This is a genomic window from Nocardia colli, from assembly GCF_008704205.1.
Lineage (GTDB): Bacteria > Actinomycetota > Actinomycetes > Mycobacteriales > Mycobacteriaceae > Nocardia > Nocardia colli.
Window position 1 is genome coordinate 58,095 of record NZ_VXLC01000014.1, and the last position, 22,831, is coordinate 80,925.

The 22,831-nt window shown below is 68.0% G+C and carries 14 protein-coding genes; 12 read left to right on the plus strand and 2 right to left on the minus strand.

Features of this window, described 5'->3' with window-relative positions; all coding sequences use genetic code 11:
• Positions 1–45 precede the first annotated feature (45 nt).
• From F3087_RS24720 to F3087_RS24745, 7 genes are all read left to right on the plus strand, one after another.
• The gene (locus tag F3087_RS24720; RefSeq protein ID WP_150404423.1) at positions 46–573 is read left to right on the plus strand and encodes a MarR family winged helix-turn-helix transcriptional regulator; all 528 of its coding nucleotides are present in this window, start codon (positions 46–48) and stop codon (positions 571–573) included.
• An 807-nt stretch (positions 574–1,380) separates the two neighbouring features.
• Positions 1,381–2,193, plus strand: a complete 813-nt coding sequence (locus F3087_RS24725; protein WP_150404424.1) for an SDR family NAD(P)-dependent oxidoreductase — start codon at positions 1,381–1,383, stop codon at positions 2,191–2,193.
• Positions 2,194–2,224: 31 nt separating this feature from the next.
• Positions 2,225–2,299 carry a 50S ribosomal protein bL37 gene (locus F3087_RS47485; RefSeq protein WP_375914870.1) on the plus strand — a complete coding sequence of 25 codons (75 nt, stop codon included), beginning with the start codon at positions 2,225–2,227 and terminating at the stop codon, positions 2,297–2,299.
• Between the two features lie 193 nt (positions 2,300–2,492).
• A complete protein-coding gene (locus F3087_RS24730; protein WP_150404425.1) occupies positions 2,493–3,287 on the plus strand; it encodes a hypothetical protein in 795 nt (264 codons plus the stop codon).
• Between the two features lie 648 nt (positions 3,288–3,935).
• Positions 3,936–8,255: a hypothetical protein gene (locus F3087_RS24735; protein ID WP_150404426.1), complete on the plus strand. Its 4,320-nt coding sequence runs from the start codon at positions 3,936–3,938 to the stop codon at positions 8,253–8,255.
• Positions 8,256–8,903: 648 nt separating this feature from the next.
• Complete coding sequence (locus F3087_RS24740; RefSeq protein WP_150404427.1) at positions 8,904–9,140, plus strand: hypothetical protein; 237 nt, start codon at positions 8,904–8,906, stop codon at positions 9,138–9,140.
• A 230-nt stretch (positions 9,141–9,370) separates the two neighbouring features.
• A complete protein-coding gene (locus tag F3087_RS24745; protein WP_150404428.1) occupies positions 9,371–13,177 on the plus strand; it encodes an AAA family ATPase in 3,807 nt (1,268 codons plus the stop codon).
• A gap of 188 nt (positions 13,178–13,365) precedes the next feature.
• Here F3087_RS24745 and F3087_RS24750 read toward each other — a convergent pair whose 3' ends face one another.
• Together F3087_RS24750 and F3087_RS24755 are read right to left on the minus strand one after the other, a co-directional pair.
• Positions 13,366–13,932 (minus strand): TetR/AcrR family transcriptional regulator, encoded by a 567-nt coding sequence (locus F3087_RS24750; RefSeq protein WP_147132001.1) that lies wholly within the window; start codon positions 13,930–13,932, stop codon positions 13,366–13,368.
• Between the two features lie 87 nt (positions 13,933–14,019).
• A complete protein-coding gene (locus F3087_RS24755) occupies positions 14,020–16,839 on the minus strand; it encodes an aconitate hydratase (protein ID WP_150404429.1) in 2,820 nt (939 codons plus the stop codon).
• Positions 16,840–17,171: 332 nt separating this feature from the next.
• On the opposite strand from F3087_RS24755, the gene F3087_RS24760 reads away from it, so the two are divergent.
• The 5 genes from F3087_RS24760 (at position 17,172) to F3087_RS24780 (ending at position 22,814) form a co-directional block, all read left to right on the plus strand.
• Positions 17,172–17,744, plus strand: coding sequence for an Rv1476 family membrane protein (locus tag F3087_RS24760; RefSeq protein WP_150404430.1), 573 nt, complete (start codon positions 17,172–17,174; stop codon positions 17,742–17,744).
• A 265-nt stretch (positions 17,745–18,009) separates the two neighbouring features.
• On the plus strand, positions 18,010–19,425 hold the full coding sequence (locus F3087_RS24765) for an NlpC/P60 family protein (protein ID WP_150404431.1): 1,416 nt from the start codon (positions 18,010–18,012) through the stop codon (positions 19,423–19,425).
• Positions 19,426–19,570: 145 nt separating this feature from the next.
• A complete protein-coding gene (locus F3087_RS24770; protein ID WP_150404432.1) occupies positions 19,571–20,785 on the plus strand; it encodes an AAA family ATPase in 1,215 nt (404 codons plus the stop codon).
• A gap of 26 nt (positions 20,786–20,811) precedes the next feature.
• On the plus strand, positions 20,812–21,813 hold the full coding sequence (locus F3087_RS24775; RefSeq protein ID WP_150404433.1) for a DUF58 domain-containing protein: 1,002 nt from the start codon (positions 20,812–20,814) through the stop codon (positions 21,811–21,813).
• Positions 21,810–22,814 (plus strand): VWA domain-containing protein, encoded by a 1,005-nt coding sequence (locus F3087_RS24780; protein ID WP_150404434.1) that lies wholly within the window; start codon positions 21,810–21,812, stop codon positions 22,812–22,814. Before F3087_RS24775 ends, F3087_RS24780 begins: the two co-directional genes overlap by 4 nt.
• Positions 22,815–22,831 lie beyond the last annotated feature (17 nt).

Sequence of the window (22,831 nt, forward strand, 5' to 3'; positions counted from 1 at the left end):
GATAATTCGCTACCGAACTATATATCAGCGAATAGAATCCTGTCCATGGTTGAAACGCCCGAGCCCCCGCAGGACCGCGACGCGGCGGATCCCGTCGACGTGATCATCGATCAGTGGCGGCGCGAGCGACCCGATCTCGAGCTGGAGGCGATGTCGATCCTCGGCCGGCTCGCGCGGCTGCTCATCATCGGCCAGCGGGTGGTCGAGGAGGTCTTCACCGCGCACGGATTGCAGCGCGGGGAGTTCGATGTGCTTGCGGCGCTGCGTCGTTCGGGCGACCCGTATGAGCTGAACCCGTCCGTGCTCGCGGATACGTTGATGCTGTCGCGGGCGGGGATGACCGGGCGGCTCGATCGGCTGGAGTCGGCCGGGTTCGTCCGCCGGATCGCCGACCCGGATGATCGGCGGGCCGTACGCGTCGCGCTGAGTGAAGAGGGTCGCAAGCTGATCGACCGGGTCGTCACCGCGCACGCCGAGAACGAAACCCGCATGCTGGCGGTGCTTTCGCCGGAGGATCGCAGCGAACTCGATCGCATCGCCCGCGCGCTGCTGGGGAGTCTGGAGTCGGGTTAACCGAGCGTCGTGTGCCGTACCCGGCTTACCTCCGCAGTCACGCGGCGTCTGGTTCCGGCGCGCCGGTCATCTGACTGTGCTTGCGTCACAAACGTTTCGACAAGAGTGCCTCGGCCGGCGGCTGTCCCCGTAGTGGTTGACGATGGCCGGCACGGTGAATCCGCCTGCGAAGGTGGCGCACCAACCGGTCACGCCAGGATCCGCACTACCTCTCGGGAGAGTGCGGTTGGGTGGTGGCGGTGCCGGTGGGGTTGGCGGTGCCGGATTGGTGGGCGGCCATTCGAGTCGTTTCGTAGCGCGTGCTCGGCCACCTCGTGTGGCTGTCGGGGGTTTGCCGATGTGGGGCGGGGTTTTGCCGGGGTGTCGGGTGTGGTGGTGTTGGGTTGACTCGATGGGGCGTTGGGTTTCGTAGTGGTGCGCGCCCGAACCCTGGTGTGCCGTCAGGGATTTGTCAATGCGGGGGCGGGGATCTTGTCCAGGGGTGTCGGGCGCGGTTGTATCGAAGGATGACCACGACTTTCGGCCTTGGTCGCGCGCTGCGCGGGGTGCCTGGGGTTGTCGTGTGTTCTGAACAGGATCTTCCGTCCGCCTTGGAGCGTGTTGGTTTCGGGAGTGAGGACGAACCGCCGAGTCCCGGTTCGGTCTGACCTGTTCGCCGCGCGCCGAATGTGTTGCGCGGGCTTCTTTTCGCGCGCCTGACCTGTGTGTTGTTGTGCGCGTTAATCATCCGCGACGTGTGAGCGCGGATCCATTCTCCGCGTGCGTCTTCGGTGACCGCCGGGCGCGCGCTCCCTCGATAGGAGAGCTATGTCCGAATTCCCGTCCGACGGCCGGACCGTGCTGGTGACCGGCGTCGATGAACGACTCGGTTATGCGACGGCGAAGCGGTTGGCGACCGATGGTGCCACGGTCATCGTGCACGCTCAGGACAAGGAACTCGCCGACTATGCGCTGGAACGGTTGATCGCCGACGGTGCGCAGGCGCGGCAGGTTCGTTCGGTGCACGCCGACTTCACCGTGCTGGCCGAGGTGGACGAACTCGCCGAGTTGTTGGCGGCGACCGTGCCGGCGCTCGACGCGCTGATCAACGCGGCGGCGATGCCCGGCTTGCAGCGGCGTTCGCACACCGCCGACGGCAACGAGCTGACCTTGCAGTTCAACTACCTGGCGCCGCAGCGGTTGACCTTCGCCCTGGTCACGGCGCTCGCGCGAGCACGGGGCCGGGTGGTCAACGTGACCTCGCGGCTGCACGTCGGCGGCAACATCGACTACTCCGACCTGGATCGCAACCGCGGCATCTACACCCCGATGTCGGTTTACGCCCAGTCAAAACTCGCGCTGACCATGTTCACCCGCACGCTCGCCGAAACCGGCCCGTCCGGGTTGACCGCGATCAGTGTGTGCCCCGCCGACTTCGAACTGGACATGCCGCAGCTGCGCAGTCACGCGACCGCGCCCGTCGACGGGGCCGCGGATCTGCTGGCGTTGCTGAGCGCCGCGTCGACGCCGGTGGTCAACGGCGGCTACTACGACGGCATCGAAGAGGCGAAACCGGCTGCCCTGGCGCGCAATTCACGCGCCCGGGCACGGCTGGCGGGGTGGAGCCGGCAGCCCGCATAACCGCAACCGCCCAACGAAAGCAGGTACGGCAATGTCCAAGCGCGCGAACAAGAAACGCGCCCGCCGGAAGAACAAAGCCAACCACGGCAAACGGCCGGGCGCCTGAGCCCTCGCTATCCCTCCTGGCAATAGCGAGCCCGGTCCGCCGCGACTCCGAACGGGGTCGCGGCGGGTCCGTTCGGAGTTTACGGTTCGGTGACCGGATCGAGTAGTTCGTTACGCCCGCAATGGCCGCGCAGCGGGCCTACCGTGGGGTTCTGCACCGAAAACCTCGGTGTGGTGGGGCTAGGAGACCAACGATGATCGACATCATCACCCTCCGCGGAACCGGCGAGCCGCGGAATTCGAACGGTGCGCCCGCGGGAATGCTCTACGACGTTACGAAACTGCTCGATACCGAACGCTTCTCGTTCTTCGAACCGAATTGGCCCGCCTCGGTCGGGCCGTCGCCGGATGTGTGGGGATCCTCGCTGGACACCTCGGTGCGGCTGGGCACTGCCGCGGGGGTCAAGGCGATCCAGGATTCGCCGAATGTCTGTGGGCTGCTGAGTTATTCGCTCGGCGGGATCTGCGCGAGCCACATTCTGGAGGGGGTGCGCTCGGGCAAGTACAAGAACGCCGACGGGTCGCCGCTGGAGATCGCGTTCGCGGTGAACATCGCCAATCCGTTGCGCCGGGCGGGACAGTCGGTAGGGAATCTCTGCCCGCCGTCGACCTATGGGCTGCACGGTCAGCGCGGCGCGTGGCCGGGCGTGGTCGCCGTGCGCGAGTACGCCAATCCGGGCGACATCATCACCGCCGCGCCCGCCGACTCGCCGCTGCGCTTCATCGACGTCGGCATTTCGCCGTTCTCGTTCCTGGAGGGTGCCAGGATCGGCAACCTCGGTCCGCTGATCTTCGCGGAACTGCTCGAATGGTTGATGCACGATCCGATCGCGAACCTCGATCGATATGCCACCGCCGTCCGCGGGCTCGTCGGGTACCTGACGCCGTGGCCGGATGGTCAGCATGTTTTGTACTCCGGGCACAACATGCCGGGCACCGATCATCTGTGGACGACCGACGCGGCCGAGTACATCAACGACAACTTCTGAATCGGGTTCATCGGGCTGCCCGACGGGTTTTCCGGGGGTTTGCTGCGCGATCAGAAGAGATAGCTGAAGTGTCGCTGAACCTCCACTTCAACCTTTCTGAAGTTGCCGATCTTCGCGTGTCAAGGGTGGCGGCCGTCAGTATTCCGTAAACCCATTCCGCGGCGGAAAGGTGCAATCCGCAAGCCTAGCTGGTCAGATGTCCAGTGAGACCTTTTTGTCCATTGACGGCCGCGTGTCGCTTCCCAAACCTGGAAGCATGACCAGTTACGAGAGATGCGGAAAAGTAGCTACCGCACGTGCGTCGGTCGTCCTGCGCTCCCGATCCGACATGCGACCGGTGCACGGCCCGCCGCCAAGTGGGTGTTCCGCGACCTGTCCATCCAGGTCGCGATCGCCGTTCCCGTGGGGCGCACGTGCCGAGCAACGCGCGTATCTGTGCTCTCGCGACTCCAGCGGCGCAATCCTCGTCCGCGTTACGACCACCGCCGCAATCACCGGTTTGTGGTCACGGACAGTGTGCGCATCCGGTGCGGCAGGCCGGTCCGACCGGCGAATTCATCCCCATTCGGAGAGCTCGGCGCGAGTCCGTCCGGCCACCTCCGATCCGGCCGCGTACTCGCTGCACCACCTCGATCGAAAGGTCCTCGTATGTTTGCAACACACAAACGTCGCCGGGTAACCACGCCCGGCGCGCGGCACCGCAAGGGTCGCTACGCCGCGGCCGCGGTCGCCTCGCTGGCCACCGTCCTGTTGTCGACCGGTCAGGCCGCCGCCGAGTCACCACCACCTGTTCCCGCCGACCCGAGCGACATCGTTTCCGGCGTGAACTCGGTGGTCTCCATCGCGGTGCCAGAAATCCGCCGGGCAGTGACCGAGTTCGGCGACTCGGTGCCGCCACCCACCGGGGTCCCGGAACTCGATGACCTCGCGGCGACCTGGGGTCCGGTCGTGCAGACCGTGGTCGGCCAGGCGCTCACCGCACTCGACCCAGTGCCCGCGACCCCGCAGGCCGACGGCACGAGCGAGCTGATCCACGATCTGCCCGCGCCTCCGCGTACCGCACTGCCCGCAGGCCTGACTCCCGCCGACGCGGCCACCCCGAACCCGGGCGTAGCCTCGCCACCACCGATCGCCGAACTGGCGTCGGTTGCCGGGCAACTTGCCGACACAGTCGATCTGGGCCAACTCGCCAACGCGCCTGCCCCGACCGGACCGCTCGGCCAACCCGTCCGAGACCTCCTCGCCTTCGTAGATGAGGCCATCGAACAGGCCGGCGTCCGCCGCGACCTACTCGGCGCACCTCTCGAAAACATGGCCGACCAGGCCCGCAGCCCATTCAGCTTCCCGACACCCGGGGCAGACCCGACCGACGCCCTACGCAATCTGCTGAATCCGTCGCCCGGCCAAGCAACGGGCGGCGGGGATTCGTTGCTCGGCCAGGCCACAGGTGGCGGGAATCCGTTGCCGGGCTTGGCCATTGGTTTGCGGCAGTTCATTGGTGATCCGGCCATGACCGGTCTCGGTTCGCTGCTGAATCCGTTGCTTGGCCAGGCGGCAGACGGCGGGGACCTGTTGCCTGGTTTGGCCACCGGTCTGCGGCAGCTTGTCGGTGATCCGGCCGTGACTGGCTTCGGCTCGTTGCTGAATCCGTTGTTCAGCCAGGCGGCGGCGGGTGGCGGGGATTCATTGCTTGGCCAGGCTGCGGGTAGCGGGGATCTGTTGTCGGGCTTGGCCATTGGCTTGCAGGAGCTCGTCGGCGATCCGGCCGTGACCGGTTTCGGTTCGTTGCTGACTCCGTTGCTCGGTCAGGTCGCAGGTGGCGGCGAGTCGTCGTCGGGCTTGATCGCCGGTCTGCGGCAGCTCGTCGCGGACCCGGCTGCGACTGGTCTCGGTTCATTGCTGAGCCCGTTGTTCGGCCAGGCGACGGATGGTGGGGACCCGTTGTCGGGCTTGGTCAGCGGCTTGCGGCAGCTTGTCGGTGATCCGGCTGCGACCGGTCTTGGTTCGCTGCTGAGCCCGTTGTTCGGCCAGTCCGCAGGTGGTGGGGATCTGTTGCTGGGCTTGGGTTCTGGCTTGCGGCAGTTGATCGGTGATCCGGCCGTGGCGGTTGGGTCGATGCTGAACCTGAACACTGCTCGCGGCATGCTGAATGATGGCGGCCTGCTGGGGAGGCACGATGCGATGCTGCCGTTCCTTGATCTGCCGATGATCATCGGCGGTGGACTGCTGCTCGGCACTATGGTGTTCGGTGCCGCCGGCGCGCTCGCGGTGCTGGCCGCGCCGGAGATCATCGGTGCGCTGGCGATCGGTGCAATTCTGCTCGCCCCGATCGCGATTCCCGCGGTGCTCGGGATCGGTGCAGTGCTTGCCGGCCTCGAAGTGCTGGCCTTGCCGTTCGAGATCGCCATCGCAGTACCGGTGCTCGGAGCGCTTGCTCTGGGTGCGGCCGTACTGGTCGGTGGCGCGTTGTTGGCCGCGCCGGAGGTGCTTGGCGTGCTTGGTCTGGGTGCGGCGGTGCTGTTCGGTGGTGCGTTGTTGGCCGCGCCGGAGGTGCTTGGCGTGCTTGGTCTGGGTGCGGCGGTGCTGTTCGGTGGTGCGTTGTTGGCCGCGCCGGAGGTGCTTGGCGTGCTTGGTCTGGGTGCGGCGGTGCTGTTCGGTGGTGCGTTGTTGGCCGCGCCGGAGGTGCTTGGCGTGCTTGGTCTGGGTGCGGCGGTGCTGTTCGGTGGTGCGTTGTTGGCCGCGCCGGAGGTGCTTGGCGTGCTTGGTCTGGGTGCGGCGGTGCTGTTCGGTGGTGCGTTGTTGGCCGCGCCGGAGGTGCTTGGCGTGCTTGGTCTGGGTGCGGCGGTGCTGTTCGGTGGTGCGTTGTTGGCCGCGCCGGAGGTGCTTGGCGTGCTTGGTCTGGGTGCGGCGGTGCTGTTCGGTGGTGCGTTGTTGGCCGCGCCGGAGGTGCTTGGCGTGCTTGGTCTGGGTGCGGCGGTGCTGTTCGGTGGTGCGTTGTTGGCCGCGCCGGAGGTGCTTGGCGTGCTTGGTCTGGGTGCGGCGGTGCTGTTCGGTGGTGCGTTGTTGGCGGCACCCGAGGTGCTTGGCGTGCTTGGTCTGGGTGCGGCGGTGCTGTTCGGTGGTGCGTTGCTGGCCGCGCCGGAGGTGCTCGGAGCACTTGGTCTGGGTGCAGCGGTGCTGTTCAGCGGGGCGCTGTTCACGCTGCCGGTGCTGCTCGGGTTCGGTGTGTTCGCGCTCGGCGCGCTGGCCGGTCTGCTGGCTGGCGGTGGTGCTGCGCTGCTCGCGGTCGGCGGCATGATTGCCGGTGCGGTCGGCACGGTGCTGATCGGGACGCTGATGGCGGGTGCGGCCGCGGCTGCGACGGCCGCCACCGGGCTGGCGCTGGTGACAGTGATCGGCGTGCCGTTGCTGGAGTTCGGCGTGCCCGCGGCGTTCGTGGTGCTGCTGACGCTCGGGATGCTGTCGATGCTGTTCCTGATGATTCCGGTGCTGGAGGAGATGGAGGGCGCCGCACTCTTCGAGGAGCTGATCGGGTCGCTGCTGACCGGATTCGCACCCGAGGTCCCGAGGAGCACGCCCTCGCCGTTCGGTGCCCCCTCGCCTTCGCCTTACGGCCAGGCTCCGGTCCCGTCGCCGTTCGGTGCGCCCTCGCCCTATGGCCAGGCGGCTCCGGGTCCGTTCGCTGCCCCGGCCCCTTCGCCTTACGGCCAGGTTGGTCCAGCACCGTTCGGTGCTCCGGCCCCTTCCCCCTACGGCCAGGTTGGTCCGGCTCCGTCGCCGTTCGGTGAAGCCCCGCGCACTGCCCCTTCGCCTTTCGGTGAGGCACCGCGGACCGCGCCGTCGCCCTTCGGGGAGCATGCTCCTCGTACAGCGCCGTCGCCTTACGGTGAGACGGGCCCGGCTCCGTCGCAGCCGCCGTTCGGCGAATCTTCGCCGCGCACAGCGCCTTCGCCTTTCGGTGAGAGCGGGCCGCGCACAGCGCCTGCACCCAATGGTGAGACGGCACCCGCGCCTTACGGTGAGAACGGTCCCCGCACAGCACCGTCGCCAAATGGCGAAACCGGCCCGCGCACAGCGCCTTCGCCCTATGGCGAGACCGCCCCGCGCACGCAACCCGGTCCGTACAGCGAGCCCGCTCCGCAGGTTCAGCCGGGGCCCTATGCCGAGCCTCGGGTGGAGCCCAGGCCCTACACCGGGCCTGCACCGCGGCCGTACAGCGAGCCGGCCCCGCAGTTCGAGCCCCGGCCGTACGTCGAGCCGCGTGTAGAGCCTCGGCCCTTCACCGGACCCGTGCCGCAGCCGTACAGCGAGCCCGCTCCGCAGTTCGAGCCCCGGCCGTACGCCGAGCCGCGTGTAGAGCCTCGGCCCTTCACCGGACCCGTGCCGCAGCCGTACAGCGAGCCCGCTCCGCAGTTCGAGCCCCGGCCGTACGTCGAGCCGCGTGTAGAGCCTCGGCCCTACACCGGACCTGCGCCGCAGCCGTACAGTGAGCCCGCTCCGCAGATCCAGCCTCGGCCGTACTCCGAGCCTGCTCCGCGCGTGGAACCGTGGAAGTACAGCGAGCCCGCTCCGAGGATCGAGCCCGGACCGTACGTCGAGCCGTGGCAGTACAGCGAGCCTGCCCCGCAGGTTCAGCCCCGGCCGTACTCGGAGCCTGCCCCGTATGCCCAGCCGTGGCAGTACTCGGAGCCCGCGCCGCAGCCGTACGCGCAACCGGCACCGCAGCCGTATGCCGAACCGTGGCAGTACAGCGAGCCCGCTCCGTACGTGGAACCAGCACCGCGGCAGTACGCCGAGCCTGCCCCGTGGCAGTACTCGGAGCCCACGCCGCGGCAGTACATCGAGCCCGCACCGCAGGTAGGGCCTCGGGCGTATGGCACGGCGTACACGAGTTCCGTTGCGCCGCATATTGATACCGGTTTGGCGGAAGGGGTGGGCGTGAACGACCGCGAACTGGTGACGGTCTGAACCGTCGTCGGGCGGACCATTCGTTCGCAGCCGAACCTTGGCGGACGCCGACTCCACGCCATGAGTAGGGCTTGGGTGTACCGCCCTTCGTTCACACATTCCATCGCGTTCTCGGTCGAAAACGTGCACCGTGTTGGCCGCCGAATTGTTGCCTTGGCCCGGAGTTTCGAGCGATCCGGCGACCGGCGAGTACGGGACGCACGCGGTGAAGGGCAGTTCGAGCGTGGCTTCACGGCGCGACGGAAGGCAGGGCGAACAGCTCGGACTGATCGCTTTGTCGACCGGCCGGACCCATTCGCTCGTAACGGAATACGACGAACATGGGAGTTCGATATGAGCCCTACCCCTTGCGGACGCCGACTTCACACCAGGAGTGGGGCTTGGGTCTACCGCCCCGGCGTTCACGCATTCCATCGCGTTCTCGGTCGAAACGTGCACCGTGTTGGCCGCCGAATAGTTGCCCTGGCCCGAAGTTTTGAGCGATCCGGCGACCGGCGAGTACAGGACGAAACTCGGTGAAGGGCGGTTCGCGCGTGACTTCACGGCCCGACGGAAGTGCAGGGCGGACGATCGCGGACTGATGATCGCTTTGTTGATCGGCCGGACCCGTTCGCTCGCAACGGAATACGACGAACAGAGGAGTTCGAGATGAACCCTAACCTGCATACCAGGCCTGAGGGATTGCTCGATATCAGTTCCGCGCCAATCGGGTTCGGCTACAACACGCAGAACGCCGATGCCTCCGAAACCGTTTCGCGGAACGGGGATCACGTCGGCTGGTGGTCGCGCCACCGGCGGCTCACGATTGGGATCGGCATGATGCTGGCGACGGCCTTGGGGCTCGTCCCCGCGGTGCAATACGCAGTTCTCCTAGTGCAGTCGTAGCGAGCCGGGTGGCGCGCACCACGATCGCGGTGCGCGCCACCGAAGCGCAGCGAGCCCGCACTGAACAGACCGACTGGTATGCTCAATTGATCGCTGGAACCGGCCCGCAACGCCAGCGTTTCCTCAGCTCAGCACGCAATTCCTGGACACCCGACCCCATGGTGGTGAACATGCGATTGTTCGGTTCGCTGGTCTGTCCCAAGCCGACACCTCCCCGCGGATAACCCGCCGTGGTCGACCAACGAAACGTCGCCGCCCCGAGCCGGGCCGAGGGTCGCCGTCTGTTCGCCGACCGGCTCAGCGACCTCTTCGCCGCCGCCGGCGGACCCCCGCTGAAGTCGGTGGTCCGAGCCGCGAACGCCCGCCTCCCGCAGGGCGCCGGCAAAATCACCTTTCAACGGATCAGTGACTGGCGGCGCGGGCAGCGCACGCCGGCCGTGTTCGACTCGGTCCGTCCGGTGCTGGAGGTCCTGATCGCGGACGCACGTCGCCGGACCCCGGATAACCCGCGGATCGATCCCACCCTGCTCGATCTGGAACGCTGGCACCAGGACTGGGAGGCGGCCAAGGTCGAGCCGCCGGGGATCGACGCCGATCGCGCACCCTATCGCGGGCTCCAGTCGTACCGGGTCGAGGACAGTGATCTGTTCTTCGGCCGGACCGACGCGAAACAGCGCCTGCTCGAACTGATTTCGGCGGTCGAGTCGAGTGATCGACCGGCTGCGGCGCTGCTGCTCGGCCCGTCCGGCATCGGTAAGTCGTCCCTGCTCGCCGCCGGTCTCCGGGCCGCGCCGGGACCGCGCACCGCGATCGCCATGAGTCCCGGCCACGACCCGGTGGCGGCCTTGGATGTCGTGCTGGCGGATCAGCCGCCGGCCCGCAGGCTGCTGCTCATCGATCACGGCGAGGAGCTGTTCACGCTGTGCACGGATGACGCACTGCGCCAACAGTTCCTACGTCGGCTGACCGCCCTCGCCGATCCCGCCGCCGAGCCGCCGACCACCGTCGTCGCCGCGTTCGACATCGCCTTCCTGCACGAGTTGCTGCACGCCTTCCTGCGGTACTCGTGGACGGTGGAACCGCTGCGCCAGCACGCGATGCTGCTCGACCCGATGACCCTGTCGGAGCTGCGCGAGGTGATCGTCCGCCCCGCCGAGGCCACGGGCCTGCGGGTGGACGACAGTCTGGTCGAAGTGGTGTTGCAGGATCTGGGCGCCATCCAGGCCAACAGCGCGGTCCGGCTCCCGCTGTTGTCCCTCGCCCTGTCTATGACCTGGGCGAATCGCCACGGCCGCACACTGACCGTCGACGGTTATCGCCAGGCGGGCGGACTCAGCGGTGCGTGCGCGATCAGCTGCGAGTCGGTCTGGTCCCAGCTCACCGCCCGCGAGCAGGTAACCGCCCGGCAGGTCCTCGTCGCGCTGACCATCACCGAACCGACCACCGTGGTGCGCAACCGGATGCCCGTCGAACTGCTGATCGAGGAATCGGCCGATCCGGAAGCCGCCCGCACCGCGATCGCCAAGCTGATCTCGGGCCGAATCCTGGTGCAGTACAACGACGATATCGAGCTGGTGCACGAGCTGCTACTCACCGGCTGGCCCCGGCTGGCCGAATGGCTTTCCGAGGAAAGGGAATTCGCCGCCGACCGCCAGCGCATCGAGGCCGACGCCCGCGAGTGGGCGCGGATGGAACGTCCGATATCACTGCTGTACACCAAGACTCGCCTGGAGAACGCGACCGGATGGATGCGACGCACGGAGTCGTCCAACCGGCTCGCCCGCGAGTTCGTCTCGGCGTCGCAGGCTCGGCACCGTACCCGCACCCTCCGCTGGCGTGCCTTCCTGTCCGCCGTCGGCGTGCTAACCGTAATGGCACTGGTGCTTTCGGTCGTGGTGGTCGGTCAGCGCGCGACCGTCACGCAGGAGCACAAGGACACGGTGCTCAGTCAACTCGTCGACCAATCCGAACGCGTCGAGAACGCCGACCCGGTGCTGTCCACCCAGCTCGCGCTCGCCGCCTACCGTTTGGATCCCGCAGATCCCGCGGCCAGGGCTCGTCTGCTGGCCGCCCAAGTGCAGCCGATCGAGCTCGTCACGACAGCCGCCCACGACGGTCCCATCCGCCGCCTGGCCTTCAGCTCGAGCCACCGCCTGGTGGCCACCGCCGGCAGCGACGGCCTCGTAAAGCTGTGGGACATAGCGAATCCCAGCGCGCTCACCCAGATCGGACCACCCCTGAACGGGCATCGAGGCGCGGTCGAATCCGTCGAATTCAACCAAGACGGCACCATGCTGGCCAGCATCGATTCCGCTGGCACGCTGCGACTGTGGGACATCCACGAGCCAGGCAAGGCGAGCCCGGCCGGGACCTTCGACAACGGAGCCCCGCTCACCACCGCCATCTTCTTGCCCGGCGGTCGCACACTGGCCGTCGGCAGCAACGACGGAACCTTGGCCTTCCTCGATATCACTGCACCCCAAGCCATTCGGCGACTCGGCGCGGTCCTCGGCGCACACCCGACCGCGATCAAGACCATGGCCATCGCGCCGGACGCGCCGATGCTCGCCACCGCGGGCGACGACCACACCGTGCGTTTATGGGCCGTCGACGACGCCGAACAGCCGCGCCCGGTCGGCACTCCGCTCGACAGCGGCGGAGCCGTGCAGGCGCTCGCCTTCGGCGCCCTCGGCCGGCTCGCCGCGGGCACCGCCGACGGCCAACTGCTGTTCTGGGACGCCCGCGACCGCGACCGGCCCCAGCTCGTCGACCGGAAACAGACTCGCCCCGTACCGATTTCGGGCTTGCAGTATTGGCTCGACGGGCGCGCAGTCGTGGTCACCGACTCGGGCGGCACCGCCAGAGAATGGAACACCAGCCGCCTCGACCGCGTGTCACCCGTCGTCCTGGACCTGGTGAACAGTGCCGCGGTGCAGTCACTGATGGTGGTCACGAACACCACCGCGATCAGCGCGGGCGCCGACGGAAAGCTCCGGACCTGGAGCCAGGCGGGCGCGCGCCTACCCATCGTGTTCGCCAGCTCGCTCACCTCGCTCGGCTTCGACCAGGCGAGCAAGACGCTGGTCGGCGGCTTCCGCGATGGTGAAGTGGCCGTGTGGGATACCGGCACCCCACTGCTCAGTTCGATGCTCAGCGAGGTGCGGGCGGGCCCGCCGGACCGCCACGGAACGCAGGTGGCACTGCGACCGGACGGCACCCTGCTGGCCACCACCGGCACCGACGAGGTCCGGCTGTGGAGTCTGGCCGACCGCGCCCGCCCCGCACCACTGGGCGCGGTGCCCGCCACCGAGCCGATTGCCTTCGCCCCGAAGGGAGATCGGTTGCTCACCGGCGTGGGCCACCGGTCGTTGCAGCTGTGGGACGTCTCCGACCGAACCGCCCCGCGCCCGCTCGGCGGACCCTTGGTGACCGGACGCGACCGGCAACTCGAACTGGCCGCCTTCGCGCCCGACCGCCCCTTGGTCGCGGCGGCCGACGACGCCCGAATTCACTTGTGGGACATCACCGATCCAGCAAAGTCGGCCCCGGTCTCCCTCGACCTGCACGGCGCAAAAGCCCGCGCCCTGCTCTTCGCCCCCGACGGCAAAACCCTGTTCACCGGCGACGACCGCGGCATGATCCGCTCGTGGGACATCACCGATCCGGCGAAGGCCCGCGAACTGGACGCGGTCCGCGCCCACACAGCCACCATCCGAACGCTGGCAATGGACGAGTCCGGCCACCGCCTGGCCTCCGGCGGCGCGGACGAAACGGCCCGCCTCTGGGACATCACCGACCCATCCCACCTGCGCGCACACGGCGACCCGATCGAGGCCAAAATCGGCTGGACCTGGTTCTTACGCTTCGACCCCGCCGACGAATCCCGCCTGCTCGGCGTCGGCGACCAACTCTCCACCCTCTGGTACACCGACCCGGCCGCAGTCGCGGAAAAGCTCTGCTCGTCCTCATCCGCCATGCTGGACGAGCAAGAGTGGCGCAGCCTGCTCCCCGCAGTGCCCTACACCCGCCCCTGCTGACTCCCGCACGGCCTGCTGAATCCCGCCCGCCCTTGCCGAATCCCGCCCGCCCCTGCTGACTCCCGCATGCCTCATTACTTCCCGCACCATTCTTGATTTCCCGCACCGAAAATCGCATGCAATTTTCGGTGCGGGAAATCAGAAGTGGTGCGGCTCAGTGGGATTCGCGCGGCAGGCCATCCGCGAACTCAGTCGCGACGGCGCACCGAAGCTTCCACGAGATCCAGTACCGCAGTGAGGTTCTCATTGGTATGCCCCGACGCGATCCGCGCGATCAACCCATCCAGCACCAGATCCAGGTACCCGAGCAACACATCGGTAGGCACGTCATCGCGCAACGCCCCCGCAGCCTTGCGCCGCTCCAACCGAGCCAACGTCGCCGCGGTCAACTCCGCCGACCGCTGAGTCCACCCCGCACGGAACTCAGGATCGGTACGCAGCCGGCGCGCGATCTCCAAACGCGTTCCCAGCCAATTGAATTGCTCGGGATGGGCGAGCATGTCCCGCATCACCCCGACGATGCCCTGGTTGGCCGCGACGTCGGCCATCCGTTCGGCGTCCTCCTGCGCCAGCGCGAGGAACAGCGCGTCCTTGTCCCGGAAGTGGTGGAAGATGGCGCCGCGGGACAGGCCGATCTCCTCCTCCAGCCGGCGGACCGTGGCGCCCTCGTACCCGTATTCGGCAAAGCAACGCCGCGCCCCGTCGAGAATCTGGCTGCGCCGGGCGGCGAGGTGATCATCACTGACTTTGGGCATAGCGGGCGTGCTCCTCCAAGAGGTGTGAGAAGTCCGCGCACCGCGAAAACGCGGTGCGCGGACCCTCGACTAACGGCGTGTGCGTGATCAGCCGCGAATCATGTTGCGCAGCACGTACTGCAGGATGCCGCCGTTGCGGTAGTAATCGGCCTCACCGGGGGTGTCGATCCGGACCACGGCGTCGAAGGTGATCTTGTCACCGTTCTCCTTGGTGGCGGTGACCTTCAGGGTCTTCGGCGTCGTGCCCTCGTTCAGCTTGGTGATGCCCTCGATGTCGAAGGTCTCGGTGCCGTCCAGCTTCAGCGACGCGGCCGACTCGCCGGCCGGGAACTGCAGCGGAATGACGCCCATGCCAATGAGATTCGAGCGGTGGATGCGCTCGAACGACTCGGTGATGACGGCCTTCACGCCGAGCAGCGAGGTGCCCTTGGCCGCCCAGTCGCGCGAGGAACCCGAGCCGTACTCCTTGCCGCCGAGCACGACCAGCGGGATGCCCGCGGCCTGGTAGTTCTGCGAGGCGTCGTAGATGAAGGCCTGCGGGCCGCCGTCCTGGGTGAAGTCGCGGGTGTAACCGCCCGAGACGTCGTCCAGGAGCTGGTTGCGCAGCCGGATGTTGGCGAAGGTGCCGCGGATCATCACCTCGTGGTTACCGCGCCGCGAGCCGTAGGAGTTGTAGTCCTTGCGCTCGACGCCGTGACCCTCGAGGTACTGCGCGGCCGGCGTGCCGGCCTTGATGTTGCCCGCGGGGGAGATGTGGTCGGTGGTGACCGAGTCGCCGAGCAGGGCGAGCACCCGCGCGCCGGAGATGTCGGTGACCGGCTCCGGGTTCTGCGGCATGCCGTCGAAGTACGGAGGCTTGCGCACGTAGGTGGAGTCGGCGTCCCAGTCGAAGATCTTGCCCTCGGGGGTCTCCAGGCCGCGCCAGCGCTCGTCACCCTTGAACACGTCGGCGTAGGACTTGATGAACATGTCCTGGCTGATCGCGGTGCCGATGGTCTCCTCGATCTCCTTCGAGGACGGCCAGATGTCCTTCAGGAACACGTCGTTGCCGTCGGCGTCCTGGCCGAGCGCGTCGTGCTCGAAGTCGAAGTCCATCGTTCCGGCGAGCGCGTAGGCGATGACCAGCGGCGGCGAGGCCAGGTAGTTCATCTTCACGTCGGGGGAGATGCGGCCTTCGAAGTTGCGGTTGCCGGACAGCACGGCGGTGACCGAGAGGTCGTTGTCGTTGATCGCCTTGGACACGGCCTCCGGCAGCGGGCCGGTGTTGCCGATGCAGGTGGCGCAGCCGTAGCCGACCAGGAAGAAGCCGAGCTTCTCCAGGTAGGGCCACAGGCCGGCCTTGTTGTAGTAGTCGTTGACGACCTGCGAACCCGGCGCCATGGAGGTCTTCACCCACGGCTTGGAGGTCAGGCCCTTCTCGACGGCGTTGCGCGCGAGCAGCGCGGCGCCGAGCATGACCGACGGGTTGGAGGTGTTGGTGCAGGAGGTGATCGAGGCGACCACCACCGCGCCGTGGTCGAGCACGAAGTCGCCGTACTCCTCCGAGGACACCTTGACCGGCTTGCTCGGGCGGCCGACGGCGCCGTTCGCGGCGGACGGGATCAGCACCGCGTCGTCGTCGGCGAAGGACAGCACGGCCGGATCGCTGGCCGGGAAGGACTCCTCGATCGCCTCGTCCAGGTGTGTGTGCGGGGTGGCGGCGGCGGGGCCGCTCTCCGCGTCGTTGGTGTAGTTGTGGATGTCCTTGCGGAACGCGGTCTTGGAGTCCGACAACAGGATTCGGTCCTGCGGACGCTTCGGGCCTGCGATCGACGGGACCACGTCGCCCAGGTCGAGCTCCATGTACTCCGAGTACACCGGCTCGTGCTCGGCGTCGTGCCACATGCCCTGCTCTTTGGCGTACGCCTCGACCAGCGCGAGCTGGTCGTCGCTGCGACCGGTCAGGCGCAGGTAGTCGATGGTCACCTCGTCGATCGGGAAGATCGCTGCGGTGGAACCGAATTCGGGGCTCATGTTGCCCAGGGTCGCGCGGTTCGCCAGCGGCACCTCGGCGACGCCCTTGCCGTAGAACTCGACGAACTTGCCGACCACGCCGTGCTTGCGCAGCATGTCGGTGACGGTGAGCACCACGTCGGTGGCGGTGACGCCGGGCTTGATCTCACCGGTCAGCTTGAAGCCGACGACGCGCGGGATCAGCATGGAGACGGGCTGGCCGAGCATGGCCGCCTCGGCCTCGATTCCGCCGACGCCCCAACCCAATACGCCGAGGCCGTTGACCATCGTGGTGTGCGAGTCGGTGCCGACGCAGGTGTCCGGGTAGGCCTGGCCGTTGCGGACCATGACGGTGCGGGCCAGGTGCTCGATGTTGACCTGGTGCACGATGCCGGTGCCCGGGGGGACGACCTTGAAGTCGTCGAACGCGCCCTGGCCCCAGCGCAGGAACTGGTAGCGCTCGCGGTTGCGCGAGTATTCGATGTCGACGTTGCGCTCCAGCGCGTCGGCGCGGCCGAACACGTCGATGATCACCGAGTGGTCGATGACCATCTCGGCGGGCGCGAGCGGGTTGACCTTGTCCGGGTCGCCGCCGAGGGTCTGCACGGCCTCCCGCATGGTGGCGAGGTCGACGATGCAGGGCACGCCGGTGAAGTCCTGCATGATCACGCGGGCCGGAGTGAACTGGATCTCGATGCTCGGCTCGGCCGAGGCGTCCCAGTCCGCGATGGCGCGGATGTGGTCGGCGGTGATGTTCGCGCCGTCCTCGGTGCGGAGCAGGTTCTCCGCGAGGACCTTGAGTGCGTAGGGGAGTTTCTTGGTGCCGGGCACGGCGGAGAGGCGGAAGATCTCGTAGGAGTTGCTTCCGACCTCGAGGGTGCCCTTGGCGCCGAAAGTATCGATACTTGTCGTCACGTCAGCTCCACTCGTCTGTGAGGGTTGGCCGTCGGCGGGGCTGTGCCGGCGACCGAGTCTTTGCAGGTTGCTCCGACGCCGAGTGCGCCGGTTCCTCGCGCTACGACCTTAACAGTACGCTTGTCCTGTGAGCGCATCGGCCCCGCCCGCTCAGTCTGCTCCAGGGCCGCCCACGCGGCCGCGCGGGGGCGCGTCGCGTGCCGTCTGCGCGTGCACCGACTCTCCGTCGCGTACTGTGCTTTCGGAGCCAGCCGGGTGGCGTTGCGCTCGCCCAGCAGTGTTGGATGCACGTCGCTTCGGATGCCGATGCGGCTCGACAGACCGGATGGAAGATGACCGTCTCGCACACCTCGGTTTTCACCCCCATGGCCGCCGGCCTGCCGCCGAACGTCACCGAGGACACCGTCGCCACCATCAAGGCCGACCTGGCCGACAATCACGTCGCCACGCTCGACGGTAAGGATCAGTCGGAGCTGGCGTCGGTCGCCGCCGACGCGAACGCGCACGGAATCCCGCTGAACATCGTGATCGTGCCCGGCGCTCCCGGCCACGAAAGCCTGCGTGACCTGGCCACCACTATCGGCAAGGATCAGCAGGGCACCGTCCTCGTGCTGAGCGATGACTGGGCGGGCACCTACAGCGACTCGATCTCCCGGGTCCGGCTCGAGTGGGCCGAGGACAAGGCGAAGTTCAACGGAGGTCACTCCGCCGAGGCGGCCCAACAGTTCGTGGCCAAGCTGGAGCAGCCGGAAGCCGTCTCCTGGACCACGATCGCCAGTGTGTTGCTCGCGGGCACCGCGGCGGTCGTGATCGGGCTCTACTTCGTGAAGTCGCGTCGGCGTGCCGAACCCGCCACGCCGGTGTCTGTTTCAGATTCGGACGGCGATCGGGCCTCCACCGCATAGCTGGTTGCTAACCAGCTACTTTCCCTGACGACCGGTATGTAATACCGCTCGGAAACCTTTGCCGCATCCGGCTATTTCCAGGCAAAGGCAAAATTACGCGCCTGTCATTCTGTGGCTGGAGTTCCTTTGGTGACTCGAGTGTCGTACGGTCGTGTAGTTACCGATGGGGAAAGAGTGTTGTCAGGGGTTATCTGCCCACCATCGAGCCTGTAGGTGTGGTTGGTGCTCGTGGGGCGTTGCTGGGTTCGGGTCCTTGGGAGGTGCGATGCGCAACAACGGCGAAGCCGCCTATCGGCGTCCGCTGGGGATCGCTCTGGGGTTGCTGGTGTCGGTCGCGGTAGTCCTGGCCGGACCCGCCGCCGCGGTGCCCCCCGCCCCGCCGAACCCGAGTGACGGCGAGATCGCCGGTGCCGGAGCCCAAGTCGACGCGGGCGTGACCGAGGTCGGCGGGCTGATCAATCAGGTCGCGGTGGTCGACCAGCAGTTGCAGCAGCTCGACAGCGAGGTCGCGCGCAAGCGCGAAGAGGTGAACAAGGCCCTCGTAGATCTACAGAACGCGCGCGACGCCGCCGACGCGGCCGCCGTCGTCGTCGACAACACCCAGCGCGAATTGGCCGACGCCGGAACGAAAGTCGGCGCGGCCCGGCGCAACTTCGACCAGTTCGCCGCCCAGGCCTACACCCGCCCCGCGGCCGAGTCCATGGTCGTCTACCTAGCCGCGGCCACGCCGGCCGCCGCCCTGGACCAGGCCCAGCTCCTATCCTTGGTCTCGAAGAACCAGCAGCAGGTCCTCGACGGCCTACGCCGCGCGCAGATCGACCAGGGCAACAAGAACTCCAGTGCGCGCCAAGCGAAGTCGGACGCCGACGCGGCCGCCGCGGCCGCCGACCAGGCCAAGCAGGACGCCGAGCACGCGGTCGTCGCCGCGAAGGCCGCGCTCGATCAGCAGACGGTGCAGCGGGACAACCTGCAACGCCAGCGCCAGGATGCGCAGGGCCGCTTGGACTTCGCCCGGCAGAACGTCGCCGGATTACAAGGACAGCGGGACGCCTACTTGAACTGGGAACAGCAGCGCAAGGCCGAAGAGGCCGCAGTGCGCGCCGCAGCCGCGGCCGCCGCTGCCCGCGCCGCCGCCGACCAGAACGCCCAGGGCCGGGCCGGCCAGCTCGGCGACGGCAAGCGCCCGCATACCCAAATGGAGAATTCGCCCCCGCCGCGCCGCAGCACCCCGCGTCCGAGCCTGCCGTCCGTCGGCGGCTCCGCGGCGGTCGAGACGGTGGTCGACCGCGCCATGTCTCAGCTCGGCGTCATCTACGCCTGGGGCGGCGGCGACGAGGACGGCCCGACCTACGGCATCCACGACGGCGGCGTCGCCGACAGCTACGGCGACTTCAACAAGATCGGCTTCGACTGCTCCGGCCTGATGATCTATGCCTTTGCCGGGATCGGGGTTTCGCTGCCGCACTACAGCGGGTACCAGTACAACGCGGGCACTCGCGTGCCGGTCGATCAGCGCGCCCGCGGCGACATGCTGTTCTGGGGTGCGAACGCCAGCGAGCATGTCGCGCTGTACCTGGGTAACGGGCAGATGATCGAGGCGCCGGAGTCCGGCGAGGTCGTCCGGGTGACGTCGGTGCGCGAGGGTGGCATCATGCCGTACGCGGTGCGGATCGTCAGCTGACGTTTATCCTTCGCCGTGCCGCGGATCGACCGAACCGGACATCTGAAAGCTTTGAATTCCCTTCATGTCGGGTCCGGTTGCGGCACATACGGCCATTACCTGGAATAGTTGTGGCAGCACGCACAGGACCAAGGCGAAAGCGGGGATGTTGGTGACTTCGACAGACGGTGTGAGCGGGGCGAAATTGGCGAAAGATGCGCCAGCGTCCACGCCCGACACCCTGGAGCGTGACGTCCAGACCCTGGAGAAGGCGATCTATGAGGTCAAGCGGGTAATCGTCGGCCAGGATCGGCTGGTCGAACGACTGCTCGTGGGCGTGCTCGCGCGTGGTCACGTGTTGCTCGAGGGCGTGCCCGGCATCGCGAAGACGCTGGCCGTGGAGACCTTCGCCAAGGTGATCGGCGGCTCGTTCTCCCGGGTGCAGTTCACTCCGGACCTGGTACCCACCGACCTCATCGGTACCCGTATCTACCGGCAGGGCCGCGAGGAATTCGACACCGAGCTCGGCCCGGTCGTGGCGAACTTCGTACTCGCCGACGAGATCAACCGCGCGCCCGCCAAGGTGCAGTCGGCGCTGCTCGAGGTGATGGCCGAGCGGCACGTCTCGATCGGCGGCAAGACCTACCCGATGCCCAACCCGTTCCTGGTGATGGCGACGCAGAACCCGATCGAGAGCGAAGGTGTGTACCCGCTGCCCGAGGCGCAGCGCGACCGCTTCCTGTTCAAGGTCGTCGTCGACTACCCCTCGGTCGAGGAGGAACGCGAGATCATCTACCGGATGGGTGTCACCCCGCCGGAGGCGACGCGCATCCTGACCCCGGAGGACGTGGTCCGCCTGCAGCAGGTCGCGGCCACCGTGTTCGTGCACCACGCGCTGGTCGACTACGTGGTCCGGGTGATCGCGGCGACCCGCAAGCCTGCCGACTTCGGCATGCAGGATGTGGCCAGCTGGATCGCCTACGGCGCCTCGCCCCGCGCCAGCCTCGGCATCATCGCCGCGGCCCGCGCCGTCGCGCTGATCCGCGGCCGCGACTACGTGGTGCCGCAGGACGTCGTCGAGGTCATCCCGGACGTGCTGCGTCACCGGCTGGTGCTGTCCTACGACGCGCTGGCCGACGAGATCAGCCCGGAGGAAGTGATCACGCGGGTGTTGCAGACCGTCGGCATGCCGCAGGTCGCCCCGCAGGCCGTCGCCCCTGGTGCGCCCGCCGCGCCGCCCGCCGGTGCGCCGCAACAGCTTTCGCCGCAGAACGGTCCCGCGCCGCAGCCTGCCCAGCAACCGCAGCAGGTGCCGCAGGCCGTTCCGCAGCCGCCGAACGGGCAGCAGTCCCAGCCCGCCGGCAACGTTCAGAACAAGTGACCGCAGCGCCGGAACCGCTTCCCGCAGTGTCTACCCACCCCCGGTCGGCTCCGCCTCCCTACCAACCCCCAGCGGCACGGTCACCCCATGCTCCGCCGTCTTTCCACGCGGGCGAGCTGACCGACCCGCGGCTGACCGCGGCGCTGAAAACGCTCGAGCTCACGGTGCGCCGCCGGCTCGACGGCGTGCTGCACGGCGACCACCTCGGCCTGATTCCCGGACCCGGCTCCGAGCCGGGCGAGGCGCGCACCTATCAGCCGGGTGACGATGTGCGGCAGATGGATTGGTCGGTCACCGCCCGCACCACCCATCCGCACGTGCGGCAGAGCATCGCCGACCGGGAGCTGGAAACCTGGATGGTCGTCGACCTGTCGGCCAGCCTCGACTTCGGCACCGCGCTGTGCCAGAAGCGCGACCTGGCGATCGCCGCCGCGGCCGCCATCACCCATCTCACCAGCGGTGGCGGCAACCGGATCGGCGCCGTCGTCGCGACCGGCGAGGAACTGGTCCGGGTGCCCGCGCGCAGCGGCCGGGTGCACGCCCAATCGCTGCTGCGCAGCATCGCGACCACCCCGCACGCCCGCGACGGCGTGCGCGGCGACCTGCGTGGCGGCATCGAATCGCTGCGCCGCCCGCAGCGCAAGCGCGGCCTCGCGGTGATCATCAGCGACTTCCTCGGCGACATCGACTGGCAGCGTTCGCTGCGCGCCATCTCCGCGCGCCACGACCTGCTCGCGGTGGAGGTGCTCGACCCGCGCGACCTGTCGCTGCCCGACGTCGGCGACGTCGTGCTGCACGACCCGGAGACCGGGCGCACCCGCGAATTCAGCGTGACGCCCACGCTGCGCGCCGATTTCGCGGCCGCCGCGCAACGGCACCGGAATCAGGTCGAAGAGGCGTTGCGCAGTTGCGGCGCACCGGTGCTCACCCTGCAGACCGATCGGGACTGGATCTCCGACGTGGTCCGGTTCGTGTCCACCCGGCGCCACAGCTTGGGCGCCCCGACCGGGCGGGTGCCACGCCAGTGAGTATTTCGCATTTCACCGCGCAGATCTGGCTCGGTTTCCTGGCCGTCGTCGCGCTGATCGCGCTCGGCTACATCCTGGTCCAGCGCAGCAGGCACAAGCACATGCTGCAGTTCTCGAATATGGAGCTGCTGGAGAAGGTCGCCCCGTCGCGGCCGAGTCAGTTCCGGCATGTGCCGGTCGCGCTGATGCTGGTCGGCCTGGTCTTCCTGACCGTCGCGGCCGCCGGGCCGACCGCGGTCAAGAAGGTGCCGCGCAATCGCGCGACCGTCATTCTGGTGATGGACGTTTCGCTGTCCATGGAGGCGACCGACGTGCCGCCGAGCCGGTTGCAGGTCGCGCAGAAGGCAGGCAAGGAGTTCGTCGACGGACTCACCCCCGGCATCAACCTCGGCTTCGTCACCTTCGCCGGCACCGCCTCGGTGATGGTCTCGCCGACCACCAACCGGGAAGCCGTCAAGGCCGCTATCGACAACATCAAACTGGCCGAGCGCACCGCGACCGGTGAGGGCATCTTCACCGCGCTCAATTCCATCGACACCCTGGCCTCCGTGCTCGGCGGCGCGGAGACCCCGCCGCCCGCGCGCATCGTGCTGATGTCGGACGGCAAGCAGACCGTGCCGGACGACAAGGACGTCGACAATCCGCGGCACGGCTTCACCGCCGCGCGCCTGGCCAAGAACAAGAACATCCCGGTGTCGACGATCTCGTTCGGCACCGAATGGGGCTCGGTGGAGATCCCTGACCAGGACGGACAGGGTTCCCAGCGGGTCAAGGTGCCGGTCGACAACGACTCGTTGCGCGAGATAGCCAAGCTCTCCGGCGGCGATTTCTACACCGCGTCCAGCCTCGCGGAACTGACCGCCGTCTACGACACCCTCGAACAGCAGATCGGTTACGAGATGACCAGGGGCGATGCGAGCCGGCCGTGGTTGTTGCTCGGCATGCTGCTGGTCGCCGCGGGCGTCGTCACCGGATTGCTTTATCGTCAACGCCTGCCGTAACGCCATGCGACTTGTGG